This is a genomic window from Rhodococcus quanlei (genome assembly GCF_055231015.1).
The window spans coordinates 52,979-68,582 of record NZ_JBUYWD010000012.1 but is presented as its reverse complement, the minus strand read 5'-3'; the positions used below and the strand labels follow the sequence as shown (position 1 = coordinate 68,582).

The 15,604-nt window shown below is 64.6% G+C and carries 18 protein-coding genes; 8 read left to right on the top strand and 10 right to left on the bottom strand.

From position 1 onward, the window contains the following. Position 1: 1 nt before the first annotated feature. From cysS to carD, 4 genes are read right to left on the bottom strand one after another with little or no spacing between them, the layout of a single operon-like run. Complete coding sequence (gene cysS, locus ACZI8Q_RS11090) at positions 2 to 1,396, bottom strand: cysteine--tRNA ligase (protein ID WP_463373583.1); 1,395 nt, start codon at positions 1,394 to 1,396, stop codon at positions 2 to 4. 11 nt (positions 1,397 to 1,407) lie between these two features. Further along, positions 1,408 to 1,884 carry a 2-C-methyl-D-erythritol 2,4-cyclodiphosphate synthase gene (gene ispF, locus ACZI8Q_RS11085; RefSeq protein WP_463373582.1) on the bottom strand — a complete coding sequence of 159 codons (477 nt, stop codon included), beginning with the start codon at positions 1,882 to 1,884 and terminating at the stop codon, positions 1,408 to 1,410. Continuing rightward, positions 1,885 to 2,562: a 2-C-methyl-D-erythritol 4-phosphate cytidylyltransferase gene (gene ispD / locus ACZI8Q_RS11080; protein ID WP_463373581.1), complete on the bottom strand. Its 678-nt coding sequence runs from the start codon at positions 2,560 to 2,562 to the stop codon at positions 1,885 to 1,887. Positions 2,563 to 2,576: 14 nt separating this feature from the next. Continuing rightward, positions 2,577 to 3,065 (bottom strand): RNA polymerase-binding transcription factor CarD, encoded by a 489-nt coding sequence (gene carD / locus ACZI8Q_RS11075; protein ID WP_005262216.1) that lies wholly within the window; start codon positions 3,063 to 3,065, stop codon positions 2,577 to 2,579. Between the two features lie 310 nt (positions 3,066 to 3,375). Here carD and ACZI8Q_RS11070 point away from each other — a divergent pair, with 310 nt between their 5' ends. Both ACZI8Q_RS11070 and radA read left to right on the top strand, forming a co-directional pair. Then, positions 3,376 to 4,002, top strand: a complete 627-nt coding sequence (locus tag ACZI8Q_RS11070; RefSeq protein ID WP_463373580.1) for a copper chaperone PCu(A)C — start codon at positions 3,376 to 3,378, stop codon at positions 4,000 to 4,002. Between the two features lie 142 nt (positions 4,003 to 4,144). Next, positions 4,145 to 5,533 (top strand): DNA repair protein RadA, encoded by a 1,389-nt coding sequence (gene radA, locus ACZI8Q_RS11065; protein WP_463373579.1) that lies wholly within the window; start codon positions 4,145 to 4,147, stop codon positions 5,531 to 5,533. 88 nt (positions 5,534 to 5,621) lie between these two features. Here the strand turns inward: radA and pip are convergent, their stop codons facing one another. Together pip and ACZI8Q_RS11055 are read right to left on the bottom strand one after the other, a co-directional pair. After that, the gene (gene pip, locus ACZI8Q_RS11060; protein WP_463373578.1) at positions 5,622 to 6,602 is read right to left on the bottom strand and encodes a prolyl aminopeptidase; all 981 of its coding nucleotides are present in this window, start codon (positions 6,600 to 6,602) and stop codon (positions 5,622 to 5,624) included. Positions 6,603 to 6,683: 81 nt separating this feature from the next. Continuing rightward, complete coding sequence (locus tag ACZI8Q_RS11055) at positions 6,684 to 7,229, bottom strand: PaaI family thioesterase (RefSeq protein ID WP_463373577.1); 546 nt, start codon at positions 7,227 to 7,229, stop codon at positions 6,684 to 6,686. Positions 7,230 to 7,313: 84 nt separating this feature from the next. Here ACZI8Q_RS11055 and disA point away from each other — a divergent pair, with 84 nt between their 5' ends. Together disA and ACZI8Q_RS11045 are read left to right on the top strand one after the other, a co-directional pair. Then, positions 7,314 to 8,399: a DNA integrity scanning diadenylate cyclase DisA gene (gene disA, locus ACZI8Q_RS11050; protein ID WP_463373576.1), complete on the top strand. Its 1,086-nt coding sequence runs from the start codon at positions 7,314 to 7,316 to the stop codon at positions 8,397 to 8,399. A 150-nt stretch (positions 8,400 to 8,549) separates the two neighbouring features. Beyond that, a complete protein-coding gene (locus ACZI8Q_RS11045; RefSeq protein ID WP_463373575.1) occupies positions 8,550 to 9,089 on the top strand; it encodes a hypothetical protein in 540 nt (179 codons plus the stop codon). Positions 9,090 to 9,114: 25 nt separating this feature from the next. On the opposite strand, the gene ACZI8Q_RS11040 is transcribed toward ACZI8Q_RS11045, so the two are convergent. Continuing rightward, a complete protein-coding gene (locus ACZI8Q_RS11040) occupies positions 9,115 to 9,882 on the bottom strand; it encodes a hypothetical protein (protein ID WP_463373574.1) in 768 nt (255 codons plus the stop codon). 58 nt (positions 9,883 to 9,940) lie between these two features. After that, positions 9,941 to 10,567, bottom strand: a complete 627-nt coding sequence (locus ACZI8Q_RS11035) for a carbonic anhydrase (RefSeq protein WP_463373573.1) — start codon at positions 10,565 to 10,567, stop codon at positions 9,941 to 9,943. Positions 10,568 to 10,666: 99 nt separating this feature from the next. Here ACZI8Q_RS11035 and ACZI8Q_RS11030 point away from each other — a divergent pair, with 99 nt between their 5' ends. Continuing rightward, on the top strand, positions 10,667 to 11,542 hold the full coding sequence (locus ACZI8Q_RS11030; RefSeq protein WP_463373572.1) for an HhH-GPD family protein: 876 nt from the start codon (positions 10,667 to 10,669) through the stop codon (positions 11,540 to 11,542). A 38-nt stretch (positions 11,543 to 11,580) separates the two neighbouring features. Here the strand turns inward: ACZI8Q_RS11030 and ACZI8Q_RS11025 are convergent, their stop codons facing one another. Beyond that, the gene (locus ACZI8Q_RS11025) at positions 11,581 to 12,366 is read right to left on the bottom strand and encodes an alpha/beta fold hydrolase (RefSeq protein ID WP_463373571.1); all 786 of its coding nucleotides are present in this window, start codon (positions 12,364 to 12,366) and stop codon (positions 11,581 to 11,583) included. Between the two features lie 32 nt (positions 12,367 to 12,398). On the opposite strand from ACZI8Q_RS11025, the gene ACZI8Q_RS11020 reads away from it, so the two are divergent. The 3 genes from ACZI8Q_RS11020 (at position 12,399) to ACZI8Q_RS11010 (ending at position 13,860) form a co-directional block, all read left to right on the top strand. Continuing rightward, the gene (locus tag ACZI8Q_RS11020) at positions 12,399 to 12,710 is read left to right on the top strand and encodes an antibiotic biosynthesis monooxygenase family protein (protein ID WP_463373570.1); all 312 of its coding nucleotides are present in this window, start codon (positions 12,399 to 12,401) and stop codon (positions 12,708 to 12,710) included. 170 nt (positions 12,711 to 12,880) lie between these two features. Next, complete coding sequence (locus ACZI8Q_RS11015; protein WP_463373569.1) at positions 12,881 to 13,075, top strand: CbtB domain-containing protein; 195 nt, start codon at positions 12,881 to 12,883, stop codon at positions 13,073 to 13,075. Beyond that, complete coding sequence (locus ACZI8Q_RS11010) at positions 13,066 to 13,860, top strand: CbtA family protein (protein ID WP_463373568.1); 795 nt, start codon at positions 13,066 to 13,068, stop codon at positions 13,858 to 13,860. The genes ACZI8Q_RS11015 and ACZI8Q_RS11010 overlap by 10 nt, the downstream gene beginning before the upstream one ends. 132 nt (positions 13,861 to 13,992) lie before the next feature. On the opposite strand, the gene ACZI8Q_RS11005 is transcribed toward ACZI8Q_RS11010, so the two are convergent. Beyond that, positions 13,993 to 15,243 carry an ROK family protein gene (locus ACZI8Q_RS11005; RefSeq protein ID WP_463373567.1) on the bottom strand — a complete coding sequence of 417 codons (1,251 nt, stop codon included), beginning with the start codon at positions 15,241 to 15,243 and terminating at the stop codon, positions 13,993 to 13,995. Between the last annotated feature and the right edge of the window lie 361 nt (positions 15,244 to 15,604).

Below are 15,604 nucleotides of genomic sequence, written 5' to 3'. Positions count from 1 at the left end.
GCTACTGCCCTGCCTCGAGAGCCCATTCGGGCCCATTGGGTGTGTCGGTCACCGTGATACCGGCCTGCACCAGCCGATCACGGACTTCGTCTGCCACTGCCCAGTTCTTCTCGGCACGTGCCTGCTGACGTCGATCCAGTTCTGCGCGCACGAGGACGTCCAGCGCAGCGTGGCCAGCGGAAGCGTCGGCGCTCTCCTGCGCCCAATGGCGGTCCAAGGGATCGACTCCGAGGATCGACATCATCGCACGAACCTGCGACGCGATATCGCGCGCGTCGTCGAGACGACCCGCGTCGAGGGCGGTATTACCCTCACGAACGTGGCCGTGCACCTCGGCGAGCGCGGCCGGTACCCCGAGATCGTCGTCCAGGGCGCGGGCGAACGCCTCGGTCCATTCACCGAGCACCACCGTCCCGGCACGCTCTCCGGTGCGCTGGACGAACGACTCGATACGCCGATACGCCGCAGCACCTTCGTCGAGCGCCGTATCGGAGTACTCGAGCATCGACCGGTAATGCGCACTGCCGAGGTAGTAGCGCAACTCCTGCGGACGCACCTTCTTCAACACGTTGGGGATGGACAGCACGTTGCCGAGAGACTTCGACATCTTCTCGCCACCCATGGTGACCCAACCGTTGTGCATCCAGTACTGGGCGAAACCGTCGCCCGCGCACTTGGCCTGCGCGATCTCGTTCTCGTGGTGCGGGAACACCAAATCCATGCCACCGCAGTGGATATCGAACACCCCACCGAGATAGAACTCCGCCATCGCCGAGCATTCGAGGTGCCACCCGGGACGGCCGCGCCCCCACGGCGTGGGCCAGGAGGGTTCACCCGGCTTCGCGGCCTTCCACAACGTGAAATCGCGTGGATCGCGTTTGCCTTCCGCGACGTTCTCGCCCTGATGCACGTCGTCGAGTTTGTGGCCGGACAGGCTGCCGTACTGCGGATAGCTCAGCACGTCGAAGTAAACGTCACCGCCGGCCGCGTATGCATGACCGTTGTCGATGAGGCGCTGCATCATCTCGACCATCTGCGTGATGTGACCGGTGGCGCGCGGCTCGACGGACGGCGGCAACACACCCAATTGGTCGTAGGCCCACGAGAACGAGCGCTCGTACGTCGACGCCCACTCCCACCAGGGGCGGCCCGCCTCCGCCGCCTTGTTCAGGATCTTGTCGTCGATGTCGGTGACATTGCGAACGAACGCGACGTCGTAGTCGTGGGCAAGAAGCCACCGGCGGAGAACGTCGAAGGCCACGCCGCTGCGCACGTGCCCGATGTGGGGGTCGCCCTGCACCGTTGCACCACACAGATACACGGATGCACGGCCTGGGGCCAGCGGAACGAAGTCGCGCAGGGCCCTGGTCTCGGTGTCGAACAGGCGCAAGGTCACGACCAGCGATCCTACCTGCCCGTACTGCGTGCCATGACCAATGCGGTCGCCACAGCGGCTATACCCTCGCCGCGACCAGTGAGACCCAACCCGTCCGTGGTGGTCGCCGATACCGATACCGGTGCCCCGAGAATGTCGCCGAGCACCGTGCGTGCCTCCGCACGGCGTGGGCCGATCTTCGGGCGGTTCCCGATGATCTGAACGGCCGCGTTCCCCACGTCGAACTCCGCCTCGTCGAGAAGTCGGCGAACCTCCGTCAGCATCGCCGCCCCGGTGACGCCGTCCCACTCGGGGCGCCCCGTCCCGAACACCGACCCGAGATCGCCCAGATCGGCTGCAGAGAGCAACGCGTCGCACAGGGCGTGCACCGCGACGTCTCCGTCGGAGTGGCCTTCGCAGCCGTCCGCATCCTCGAACAGCAGCCCGGCCATCCAGCAGGGCCGTCCCGGCTCGATCGGATGCACATCCGTGCCGATACCGACTCGCACTTACGTTCCCTCCCCTACCAGCGCACGCGCCAGCAGCAGGTCCAATTGTGTGGTGATCTTGAATGCGTGGGGTTCGCCCGCGACCGTTCGCACGCTCCGACCCATTCGCTCCACGAGCCCGGCGTCGTCGGTCGCGTTCTCGCCGGCCGCCTCGTAGGCGTTGCGCAGCAGTCGGGCGGAGAAGCCTTGCGGCGTCTGTACTGCTCGCAGATCGGCTCGATTCGGTGTTCCGACGACGACGCCCGCACCGTCCACGGTCTTGATCGTGTCCGCGACCGGAAGTACGGGAATCACCGCATCACTTCCGGACCGCAACTCCGCCACGACTCGTCTGATCAGCTCCGGCGGGGTGAGCGCTCTGGCCGCGTCGTGAACGAGCACCAGTTCGGCGTCGGGCGCCGCATCCAAACCTGCCCGCACCGAATCGGTGCGTTCACGGCCACCGACCACCACCTGCACGCCGCCGGGAAGCAGATCGGCCACCGTGTGAATCATGTCTGCCGGCACCACAACGACAACGCGGTCGACCACTCCCGAAGCCAGGAGCCCATCGACCGCGTGCGCAAGCATGGCTCTCCCGCCGAGATCGACGAATGCCTTGGGCTTGTCTTCACCCAATCGCACTCCCCGACCTGCGGCGGGCACCAGAGCTATTACCGGACTTTTCAGTTCGGTCACTGTTTTTGTGGCTGTTACGACGCGGCCGCGAGAACCTCGTCGAGGATCGTCTCGGCTTTGTCACTGTCGGTGCCTTCGGCCAAAGCGAGTTCACCGACCAAGATTTGACGAGCCTTGGCCAGCATGCGCTTCTCGCCGGCCGACAGCCCACGGTCCTGCTCACGTCGCCACAGGTCACGGACGACCTCGGCGACCTTGTTGACGTCACCGGATGCAAGCTTCTCGAGGTTCGCCTTGTACCGGCGCGACCAGTTTGTGGGCTCCTCGGTGTGCGGCGCCCGCAGCACCTGGAACACCTTGTCTAGACCTTCTTGGCCGACTACGTCCCTGACTCCGACGTACTCTGCATTGTCTGCTGGAACCCTAACTGTGAGATCGCCTTGAGCGACCTTGAGAACCAGGTATTCCTTCTGCTCACCCTTGATGGTGCGGGTTTCAATTGCTTCGATCAGCGCCGCACCGTGGTGGGGGTATACGACGGTGTCTCCGACCTTAAAAATCATCTGTCCCGTGCCCCTTTCGATCTTACGAGTTTAACACGCGACCAAAACGGCGTCGCATCAACGGTGCAGGTCAGGGGTGCCGAGCACGGGACGTAGGACTTGACAGGGGCGCCGATACGTGCATTACGGACGACCGAAATCATGCCGTCAACTACCCCTAACGTGCACTCCGGCAAGCATTTGCGAGTTCCCGCGCCGTGCCGCTTCGACAACTCACGCCACGCCGCTTCGGCACCCGACGAGCAGGGGCTACCGCAGAACTACTACTCTGCCTAGTGGAGTTCGTATCTGACGCCATGGAGGACAAACCGTGACAGCTCTCGACAAGTCGACTCGCCGAGTCGCCACTGCCGTCGCTCTCGCCGCTGGCGGTGCTCTCGCGCTGTCCGGCTGTGGCGCAGGACAGATCAGCCAGACCGCAACGCAAGTAGCCGCAGTGAACGGCACGCCCGCCGATGTCGGATCGGTCGAGCTTCGCAACGTGCACATCGAGCACCCGGTCGGCGCGCAGTACAGCCTCGAAGCAGGCGGCGATGCTGTCCTGGCCTTCACTGCGGTCAACGAAAGCGAGACCGACACGGTCACCCTGACCGACATCTCGACCGAGTTCGCCGGTTCCGTCTCCATCGCCGAAGGGGCCGGCAGCGTGGCCATCGCACCGAAGGTCTCGCTGAGCGCCGGAACAGCCAACGAGGACACGGCGGCGCTCGCCGAGGCAGAGAGCCAGACCGAAGACGACACCGACGCACCGAGTGACGTCGTCCTCGTTGTGCTCGAAGACCTGACGGAAGGCGTCCGCCCCGGACTCACGATCCCGATCACGTTCTCCTTCGAGAATGCCGGCGAGGTCACCGTTCCGACTCCGATCGATGCCGGTCACGAGCGGGATCGCCATGTGTCCGACAAGTCGCCCGTGGAAGCCGAAGGCGGACACTGAACTGCTCTGCAAGCCGAAGGCGGACACTGAACCGTTCTGCAAGCCGAAGGCGGACACTGAACCGTTCTGCAAGCCGAAGGCGGACACTGAACCGTTCTGCCTGATCGCTGGTGTTGTCTGCGGCTCTGCATAGGCTGACCGCGTGGCCAAGATCAAGACGAGTTTTCGTTGTTCCTCGTGCGGGTGTGCCGTGCCCAAGTGGGTCGGGCGCTGCCCGGAATGTAGCGCCTGGGGCACGATGGACGAGGTCTCGGTCGCGGCCGCAGTGTCGAGTCGTCCCGGTGCATCTCTGGCTCGTGCGGGTGCCGCGGCGGTGCTCCCGTCCACTCCGGCCAGCCCCATCACGAAGATCGACGGAACCACCACCCGCGCGAAGTCGACGGGCATCGGCGAACTGGACCGTGTTCTCGGGGGCGGTGTAGTTCCCGGTTCTGTGGTTCTTCTCGCAGGAGAGCCCGGGGTGGGAAAATCCACGTTGCTGCTAGAGGTTGTGCACCAGTGGGCGCGGCGCGGGGACGACGACCGTTCCCTGTATGTCACCGGCGAGGAATCTGCGGGGCAGGTGCGGCTGCGTGCAGACCGTACGGGCGCCGTCCACGAACGCGTCTATCTCGCCGCAGAATCGGATCTGGCGATGGTGCTCGGGCATGTCGAACAGGTTCGGCCGACCCTGCTGATCGTCGACTCGGTCCAGACGATGCTTGCCGCGGACGTCGACGGCGTCACTGGCGGTGTCACCCAGGTCAAGGCGGTGACGAGTGCACTCACGTCACTGGCGAAGGCGAGCGGCGTGCCCGTGCTGCTCATCGGCCACGTCACCAAGGACGGTGCGGTGGCCGGTCCCCGATCACTCGAACACCTCGTGGACGTGGTTCTCCACTTCGAGGGAGACAAGCACTCGACGCTGCGCATGATCCGTGGCGTCAAGAACAGGTTCGGTGCCGCCGACGAGGTGGGCTGTTTCGAACTCCGAGAGGACGGAATCGCCGGTATCAGCGATCCATCCGGCTTGTTTCTGCATCATCGGGCGGAGTCGGTTCCCGGCACGGCAGTCACAGTGATGATGGACGGCAAGCGGCCGCTGCTCGGCGAGGTGCAGGCACTCGTCGCTGCCACCAGCATGCCCGCACCCAGGCGGGCGGTCAGTGGCCTCGACAGCGCACGGGTCGCAATGGTGCTGGCTGTGCTCGACCGGCGCTGCAGAGTGCCGATCGCCAAGAACGACGTCTACGCCGCGACCGTCGGCGGCATGCGGATGACCGAGCCCTCCGCTGACTTGGCGCTGGCAGTGGCGGTGGCGTCAGCGGTGAAGGAACGACCCGTTCCGGACGGGACGGTCGTGCTCGGCGAGGTCGGCCTTGCGAGCGAAGTCCGACGGGTCCCCGGCGTCGGGCGCCGGTTGGCGGAGGCCGCGCGGCTTGGATTCACCCGTGCGATCGTTCCCATGGACTCCGGCGATGCCCCGAGGGGCATGCGCGTAACCGAGGTGTCCGACCTGAGCGGCGCACTTCGCACACTAGGGTTGCAGTAGGCGTCACGGTTCGCCCTGAGATCCCATGCCTGTAGCCAGTACTGAGCTGTCGCAATGGTCAGCTATCGACCCACGCTGCGCATAGTTCTTATCGTTCGAGTTCGAACTGACATGAGTTGGTCGTTGCAGCGAAAGAATTGATCGCTTCGGCGAGCTCGCAGGTGAAGCTGCCGCCGCCGTGGCCGGCGTCGTCGACGATGACGAGGCGGGCACCGTCCCACCGTCGAGTCAGTTCCCATGCGGTGTCGAGTGGACCGGATACGTCGTAGCGGCCGTGGACGAGGACCGCGGGGATGCCGGCAAGCTCGGTCATTCCGTCGAGTAGTTGGTTTTCGACTAGGAAGCAGTCATTACCCCAGTAGTGGGTAACGAGGCGGGCGAACACCATTCGGAAGGTGGGATCCCGGTATCTGGGGAGTGGAGCCCATCCGGGCACCAGGGACACGTGGGTGTCCTCCCATTCACACCACCGAAGTGCCGCGTTCTCGCGAACATTCGGATCAGGATGGGTAAGCAGACGCGAATATGCGGCCGCAAGGTTACCGTCCCGCTCGTCCTCCGGCACCGGCTCGACGAGCTGTTCCCACTCCCGCGGAAAGACGCGCCCCATGTCGCGGGTGATCCATTCGATTTCCTTGCGGCTGCCCGAGGTGATCGCACCCAAGGCCATCCCGATCACTCGGTCGGGGTGCGCTTGCGCGTAGGCCAAACCGAGAGTGACGCCCCAGGACGCGCCAGCTACAACCCACATCTCAATTCCCAGGTGTTCGCGAAGGTGCTCCATGTCGACGATCAAGTGCTCGGTCGTGTTCGTCGAGAGGTCGGTGTCCAGATCGTCGGCAAGGGGCGTGCTGCGCCCGCAGCCACGTTGATCGAACAACACAGCGCGAAGGAGACTCGGGTCAAAATATCTGCGCATCCCCAGGGTGCAACCGGAACCAGGCCCTCCGTGGAGGTAGACCACCGGAAGGCCCGTCGGTTTGCCGACGGTCTCCCAGTACAGCGAGTTACCGTCCGACACTTCGAGGTACCCGGACTCGTGCGGTTCTATAGCTGGGAACAGCTCCATTCGACCGAGTCTTTCACGACAGGTCGTCCTCCATAGGACGCTGCACTGCCGAGCAACAGTGCTCGATATGCAGACGTTCTGTCAGATCGAGGAGGCACCTTCACCGGCGACGCTCTGTTGGACCTTCACGAAATGTTCGTCCGTGATGGTGAGGAACAGGCCACGCGAGGTGCCCACGACCGTATTCGGGTCTGCGGTGGGGCCTTCGACGATGACGGCTTCCGCGCTCGTGTAGATCTTCCGCCGCACTGTGCCGTCGATGCGGGCACGAATCTCGAGCACGGAGCCGAGCGGGATCGGCCTGGCGTAGTCGATCTCGAGATGCCCAGTGACGACCTGCCGCTCACTCGCCTGGCAAGCCATGCCCTGGGCTTCGTCGAAAGCGGTGGAGAGAATTCCACCGTGAATCACGCCGGGTCCACCCTGGTAACGCTGAGCGACTTCGAGCCGGCCCCACACTTCGAGCCCCTCGCCTGCCGTGAAACTCATCGCCATGCCGGACGGCTGATCGTCACCACAACCGAAACACTTCGACCAATGCTGCGGAAGCGGTCGACCAGCGGCGGGGAATGTGACCGCCCGATCGGGCAGCGTGGCGTCATCGGGCAAGGTCCAAGTACTGCTCATAGCTAGGTAATGTAAACCTGGGTCCACAAGCACTCCGCTGACGGACCTGCCGAAAGTGACGCCTACCTCAGCAGGAGTTTCGCGATGACCGATGCCGATTCCTCGGCCGTTCTGCGCGAAACCATCGCCCGTCTGGCGCCGGGCACAGCACTGCGTGACGGTCTGGAGCGGATTCTCCGCGGACGCACCGGAGCACTCATCGTGCTCGGCTACGACGACCGGATGGAGCAGCTGTGCGACGGCGGTTTCGAGTTGGACGTCGAGTTCGCACCCACCCGTCTGCGTGAGTTGTCCAAGATGGACGGTGCCGTGGTGCTGTCGACGGACGGCCGCCGGATCGTGCGTGCGAACGTGCAACTGGTGCCCGACCCGAAGATACCCACAATCGAGTCCGGCACCAGGCACCGCGCCGCCGAGCGCACAGCCGTACAGACCGGGTACCCGGTGGTGTCGGTCAGCCAGTCCATGAGCATCGTCACGGTCTACGTGGGCAACATCCGCCACGTCATCGAAGGCTCCGCAACGATCCTCTCTCGCGCCAACCAGGCCGTTGCCACGCTCGAGCGCTACAAGGCCCGCCTCGACGAGGTGACACGGCAGCTGTCGGTCGTGGAGATCGAGGACTTCGTCACCCTTCGGGATGCACTGACCGTCGTGCAGCGCCTCGAGATGGTGCGACGAGTTTCGGTGGAGATCGAGCAGGACGTCCTCGAGTTGGGTACGGATGGCCGTCAGTTGGCCTTGCAGCTCGAAGAACTGGTGGGCGACAACGAGGTGTCGCGGCAACTGATCGTGCGCGACTACCTCGCAGGCCGCGGTCCTGCCACGACCACCGAGGTCGATGCGGCGCTCGTTGCCCTCGACGCGATCACCGACACCGCACTCCTGGACCTGACTGCCCTGGCCCGCGCGTTCGGCTACCCCGGAACTCTCGAAGCACTCGAGGCTCCGATGAGTCCACGTGGTTACCGGGTGCTCACCCGTGTGCCCCGGCTTCAGTTCAACCAGGTTCATCGCCTGGTCAATTCCTTCGGCACCGTGCAGGGCTTGTTGGCGGCCACCGCCGCCGACCTGCAGTCCGTCGAAGGCATCGGCGGCCTGTGGGCACGCCACATTCGCGAAGGTCTATCACGGCTCGCGGAAGCCTCGATTTCCGGGCCTTACGACTGACACTCCGGCCTGAATCTGTTGCCCCACGAAGATCCAGACCATACGTTCTGTAACGGATCGGTGGTCGTCGCCGCTGTAACCCAGTGCGGTGACCGTCCGGTCCTCGCAACAACGACACAGCGCTCTCACACGACCCACAGGAGATTGACAATGGGCAACCACTCGATGCGCCGTACGTTCGCCACGGTGCTCACCGCCGCTGGACTCGGCACCGCGTTGGCGACCGGTGGCGGGGCTGTCGCCAATGCTCAACCACCGACGTCGACCGGAATGTCGTGCTCGAGCGCGAATCCCTTGTTCTGGGCACCGTCATTCACATGGAATGTCCGCGCCGCATCCGGCGAATCACGCCGCCCCGGCGCCGACCATCTCGAACCCTCACTCCTGCTGAGTGGCGGAAACGAGCTACCGGCACCTCCGAGCGGTCTCATTCCGAGCATCGGCCCCAACTGGTACGGCAACCGCGTTCTCGTCGACTGGCACAACGTGACGACGGGACAGTCCGGCCACAGCGAAAGCGAGACCACTGCCTGGCAGCAGAAGCCCGGAATCCCGATCAACCGCACCTGGACCGGAACAGGAACGGTGGATTTCACCGTCACCATCGAGACCGGCGCAGCGTGGCACTTCATCAACCCACAGACTGCGGTCTGCAAGGGAACCGTGTCCATCGTTCCCGGCCGCGGCTGAGCAGGCTGAGCCGTTCAGCGCCTGATCAACCGACGTTGAACGGCTCCGGGCTGCTGCGCAGCTGCCCCAACTGCGCAACCACGGTGTAAGCGCCTGGCCCGATGGGCTCACGCTGCGGCTCGGGCTTCTCCAGGCAATCTGGAGCCGAGGTCTTCGCGGACCACTTCACCGAGAACACTGCCTGCTCACCGGGCGCAAGGGTGCGAACATCGGGTTCCGACTGCGGGTAACAGTCGATGTTGGACCACAGACGGTGGTTACCGTCGAGCGTGTAGACGAGCACCTGCTGAAGGCCACTGCCCAGGTCACGCTCACACGGCGTGGTGCCGATGTTGGTGACCACTGTGGTGAAGGTCGGTTCCTCACCCAGCTTGTAGGTGGGCTTGTCGCCGCTGACCTTGATAGCAAGCGACTGGTCAGGGCACTGCCCTGCAGGCACCGGCTGCGCACTCGACTCACCACTCGTCGGTTCACCACTCGACGAGTTGGCGGAGGACGATTCCGAACCACTTGTGTCGGAGCCACCCACACCGGCAGCAGCGTTACCCGGCTCACCCGAACGCCCGGATTCGCCGTCGGCACTCTTCTCCTCGGCCTCATCGCTCGAGGTCGGCGGCGCCGAAGTGAGCGAGGACGTCGACGCTGCAGCGTCGGCTTCCGGGTCATCGTCCCCGCTGCCCAATGAACTGATCAACCACACCACGAGAGCCAGCACGACGACGCCGACGCCGATCGCCAGCGCACGTCGACGCCAGTAGATCTCGGGGGGCAACGGTCCATTAGGTTCTAGCACGATGTCAACGGTAGTTCGGGGCCGTACCGGTATCGCTCACCAGGTGCGGCGTGTCGCCTCAAGCGACCGTTTCGCCGATGTCTCCCACTACACCCTGCAGGTGCATACGGCTGTCCGAGAGGTTGTATGTGACGCCCGCAACAGCCAGGGTGCCGTTGGCGATACGGTCCGCGATAATGCGGGAGCGCTGCTCCAGTAGCGCGCCGGTCTCGACTGCGTGGCGGGCCACGAACTCGTCGGGCGTGGTCAATCCCTCGTTACGCCCCATCAGGACCGACGGCGTGACGCGCTCCACGAGAGTGCGGATGAACCCGTTCGGAATCTCACCGTTGTCCAGGGCGTTCAGAGTCGCCTTGATGGCGCCACACCCCTCGTGACCGAGAACCACGATGAGCGGCACGTTGAGGATGTCCACGGCGAACTCGATCGAACCGAGAACCGAGTCGTCGATGGCCTGGCCAGCCGTACGGACCACGAACATGTCGCCGAGCCCCTGATCGAAGATGATCTCCGCAGCCACTCGGGAGTCACCACATCCGAATACGACGGCAGTGGGATGCTGACCGTCGACCAGCTTCGCGCGGTCCGCGATCCCCTGGCTCGGGTGGATCGACTTTCCACTGACGAAACGCTCGTTACCCTGGCGCAGTGACCTCCAGGCTGATATCGGGTTTGAGTTCGGCATGAGGCCATTGTGCACCCGCGTGATTTCGGCGATCCGGCGGGCACATTACGACGGTGCGAAATCCGGCCTACGCTGCGACAAGAGAAGGTGTGAGGACAGTTGACGGTGGACTCTTCCGCACTCGTCGCGTGGTACGAGACGCACGCTCGCGACCTGCCGTGGCGGCGCGAGAATGTCACCGCCTGGCACATCCTGATGAGCGAGATCATGTTGCAGCAAACCCCGGTCGCGCGGGTTGCTCCCATCTGGGAGGAGTGGGTTCGCCGCTGGCCGGTTCCCTCCGCGATGGCGGCGTCCAGCCAGGCGGATGTATTGCGAGCTTGGGGGAAGCTCGGGTACCCGCGTCGCGCGATGCGACTGCACGAATGCGCCGGGGTCCTCGCAACCGAGCACGCCGACACCGTTCCCGCCGACGTCGACACGCTGCTGAAACTCCCCGGCATCGGCGCCTACACCGCGCGGGCGCTCGCGTGCTTCGCCTACGGCGAGAGGGTGCCGGTGGTCGACACCAACGTGCGACGGGTGGTGGCCCGCGCCGTCGACGGATCTGCCGAACCCGGCAAGCCCTCCACAACCAGGGATCTCGCGGCCGTGGAATCCCTACTCCCGCGAACCCGCGCCCGCGCCGCGACATTCTCGGCGGCCTTGATGGAACTGGGAGCAACCGTCTGCACAGCCCGCAATCCGTCGTGCGGGCGTTGCCCCTTGCCCCACTGCGCCTGGGTGGACGCCGGCCGGCCCGCCTACACCGGTGAACGGCAGAAGACGCAGAAGTTCGCGGGCACCGATCGGCAGGTGCGCGGCAAGTTGATGGCGGTACTACGCGAGAGCACCGATCCGGTCGAACGTGCCCGCCTGGACACCGTGTGGCTCACCGATCCCGGCCAGCGTGACCGGGCGCTGCATTCGCTGCTCGTCGACGGGCTCGTGGAGCAGACCGACGACGGCCTCTTCGCCCTCGCCGGCGAGGGCTGATCACCACCCGTCCCCCTCCCGACGAATGTCACACCAGTTCAGTTGTGTTGAACGCGTGTGACATTCGTCGGGTCGAGGTCACGTAAGAAGTCTTCTACCGCCTCGCGATACCTGCCGGGCTGGTCGTCGTGGACGAGGTGCCCAGCGTCGGCGACACGCACGTATCGGGCGCCAGGATGCGTGTCGGCCATCTGCCGCATCTGACCTTCCGGGGTGATCGTGAACTCGCCTTCGATCAGCAACGCCGGAACGTCGACGTCGTGCCACTGATCCCAGAAGTGCCGGCCACCCCACTCCTCGGAAATGTCACGGAAGGTCGCAACGTCACCGTGGAGATACCAACCGTCCGCGCGCTGCTCGAAGGCGTCGAGGAAATAGCGGCCGGCAACGGGACCGAAGTATTCGAGCGCCGCATCTTCCGTCGAGAACGGCTGCGGCCACTCCTCGATCATCGCCGCCCAGTCTCGCGCCGTCCGCCCACGGAAGTCCGGGGCCATGTCCTCGAGGACCAGAGCACGCACCCTCTCCGGATGCGCCGCCGCGAAGGCCCAGGCGTGCAGTGCTCCCATGGAGTGGCCGATCACGATCATCGGCTCCGCAATCACAACCACGTGCTCAGCCAGATCGTCGACGAACGCTTCGGTCGTCAGCTCGTCCGGTTCCGGCCGACCGTGCCCGGCCGCGTCGAAGGTGTAGACATGGCCGTGTTCGCGCAGCCACGGCACCTGGCGACGCCACGTACGCGCACTGCCCATGAGGCCGTGCAGCAGCAGGATCGGAGTACCGCTTCCACCTTCGTCGTGAAGTGCATCATGGTCCGACATCACCGTCACGGTAGCGGAGTAGTCTGACGCGCATGGCAGTCGTCAAGATCAACGCAATCGAAATCCCCGAGGGTGCGGGCGCCGAGCTCGAGAAGCGCTTCGCCAATCGTGCACAAGCCGTGGAGAACTCACCAGGTTTCCTCGGCTTCCAGCTCCTGCGCCCCGTCAAGGGCGAGGACCGCTACTTCGTCATCACCCAATGGGAAACCGAGGAAGCGTTCGAGGCTTGGCGCGATGGCCCGGCTCGGCAGGCTCACGCCGGTGAACGCCAGAAGCCGGTGGCCTCGGGTGCATCCCTGCTCGAGTTCGAGGTCGTCCTCGACGTGGTCCCAGCCAAGAGCTGATCGACCAGCACTGATTGACACTTTGGCCCATCCGGTGCAAAAGTTCGCAGGACAAAGCGATGGTTCGGCAGGAATCCGGTGCAATTCCGGAGCGGTCGCGCCACTGAACAGCCAGACACTTCGGGCCATCGCACGGACCTAGGGGACGCGAAATCCCAGGAGGAACCACCGTGGCACTCGCCTACGCACCGGATACATCGATCGATTCGACGAAACTTGCGGCACTCTCCTTCGTGGTAGTGCTGCTGTCGCTGCTCGCGCTGTACATTGTCGGATTCGATCAGGGGGCTGTCTCCCGCACCGGCATGTTCATGCACGAACTCATGCACGACGGTCGCCACCTGATGGGCCTTCCGTGTCACTGACAGCGGCGCAGCCGCGTCACGCTACCGAATCGTTCACAAAACTACTTATTCGCGGACTCCTCGCCGGACTGATCGCCGGCATTCTCGCCGGGTGCGTCGCGTTCGTTATCGGCGAGCCGCATGTGGATGCGGCCATCGCACTGGAAGAAGCTGCGGCAGCCGCCGAGTCACATGAGCACGCGGCGGCCGAAGCCGGTGGGCATTCACACGGTGAGGAAGATCCGCTTGTCAGTCGCGATGGTCAGCGCGCCGGATTGTTCCTCGCTACGTCACTGGCCGGCCTCGCTTTGGGTGCCATCTTCGCAGTGGTGCTGTACTACACGCGCCGACTCACAGCGATATCCGGGGCGTTGCTGGCAATGATCGTTGCCGGGCTCGGTTGGGTTGCGATCGAGGCTGTTCCGTTCTTCAAGTACCCGGCAAACCCACCGGCCGTGGGCGACCCGGAAACCATCGCGCAGCGCACCTGGTTGTGGCTTGCCGCGGTGATCCTCGGTCTGCTCGCGGTCACCATCGGCGTCTTCGTGGCGCGGCGGCTTTCCGAGCAGAGCCTCACCGTGCGAGTGGTTGCCCCGATCGCAGCGTTCCTCGCGATCGTCGTCATCGGATACCTGGTACTGCCGACGATCGACGAGGTCGGTGACGACTTCCCTGCAACGCTGCTGTGGGAGTTCCGATTGGCCTCGCTCGCCACCCAGGCAACTCTGTGGTTGACGCTCGGCGCAGCCTTCGCCTTCCTCACCGAACGGGCGACCCGGAGCATTCACGCTACGAACAACGCCTGAGTAGAGGGATGAAACCACCCCTGGTGTGGTGCACCGATGACCCCTGCGGCTCGAGGATCGAATTTCAGCCTTCATCTCGTACCGCAGGGGCCTTCTCATGCCCGATCGGATCGAAACACTCTCCGCCCAAATTCATTCCGTTGCCGCTTTGCGTACTGCCTTCAGTGGCTCGAAGTAGAGCTCGGCGAGCGAAACGGTGCCGGCCGCGTGCTGCTGAACCAGTCCACGAGCACCGGTCACCCGCAAATCGTGCCGTTTCCCCGAGGTGGACGTGGGCACCTCACGCGCGAAGTCGCCGAGCGCTTCGGGGAAGTCGGTGAACGCCTGCCCACCGAGGATGATGCGATCGGGATTGAGCACATCAGCGAGCAACCCGGCCGCCCTGCCCAACACGCGGGCACGCTCCTGCAACAACGCCAACGCAACAGCATCTCCGCTTCTGGCGAGTCGTTGCACGTCCCCGATCGCATCCACCTCGAGTCCCGCCTCCAGCGCCGCAGACACCACCCCGGAGTCACCCGTCGCGTCCTCGAGTGTGCCGGTGCGGTTAGGGTCGAGATACTCGGTCGGGCCGATGGGCATACGGGCCAACGTCCCGGGCCCCCCGGACGGTGTATGGACCGCGCCGTCGATGGTCAAAGACATTTCGACGGTCTCACGGGCATAAAAATATAGGGTGCTACCCGACTCCAAACTGGAATCGGGGCTCATGAGTTCGGCAGCCGACATGGCGTCGACATGCGAGGCCACCGATACCGGGAGACGAAGTGCTGTGCTCAGGTATTCACCTACAGGCGCGTCGTCCCACCCGAGTTTGCGATGGCGGACACGTCCGGCGCCATCGACCCGACCACCGACCGCAACCCCCACCCACAGCGGCAGCCGCCCTTGCCACCGGGCGATGAGCTTGCTGACGGAGTCGGTCAGGGGCTGCAGCGCCGCCAGCGGATCGCCGTCGACGACACTGGTCGGAATCTGCACACCACCGAGAATGTGGCCGGTCAGATCGTGGGTGGTGATCGTCGTGGAGCGATAGCCGATGTGGATTCCGACGGTGAAAAAAGTGCGCCGGTTCAGTTCGAAAGGCACCCGTGGACGGCCGACTGCACCGGCCGCGGTGAGATCACCGCGCTCGACGAGCAGCCCCGCCTCGAGCAACGATGTGACCTGCCTATTTACCGTTGCGGCGCTGAGTCCGGTGTGCCGGACAACCGCATCTCGATATACGGGGCCGCCGCTACGCGCAACGCGCAGGACCGCGCCGGCCGGCGAGTCGGAGACCCGCAATCGTGGCGCCACCACTCGGCCCTGCCGGGCGGGACCCGAGGTGGAGCGGGCCGAAGTGGGATGGACCGAGGTGGGGTGGGCGAGTACAGCAGTCATCGAGATGTCCTTACGGATACAGCGGCGCAACGAACCCGCTCCGGTAGTCGGTCCGGGTGGCGCAGATAACAGGAAATGACGAGGTCAGCGGCAGCAGTGCATGACACAACAGTGCATGCCGCGACAGTTCATTCGCGTAAGGACAGGCATTCGCTTAAGGAAGTGTCGGCCGCAACCCACAGAGGCCCCGGCAGTCACCGGGAGCGCACGAGTAGGGCCGACATTCATGGCCGCGATGCTAGCAAAACCCTCGCAAACAAGCATCCGAAGATTGAGAGCGCGGCGTGGACCTGAAATCAGCCTGATTCCAATACTTCCCGATGCCGGCGAAGAACCGCACGCTGAATCCGTCGCAATGACA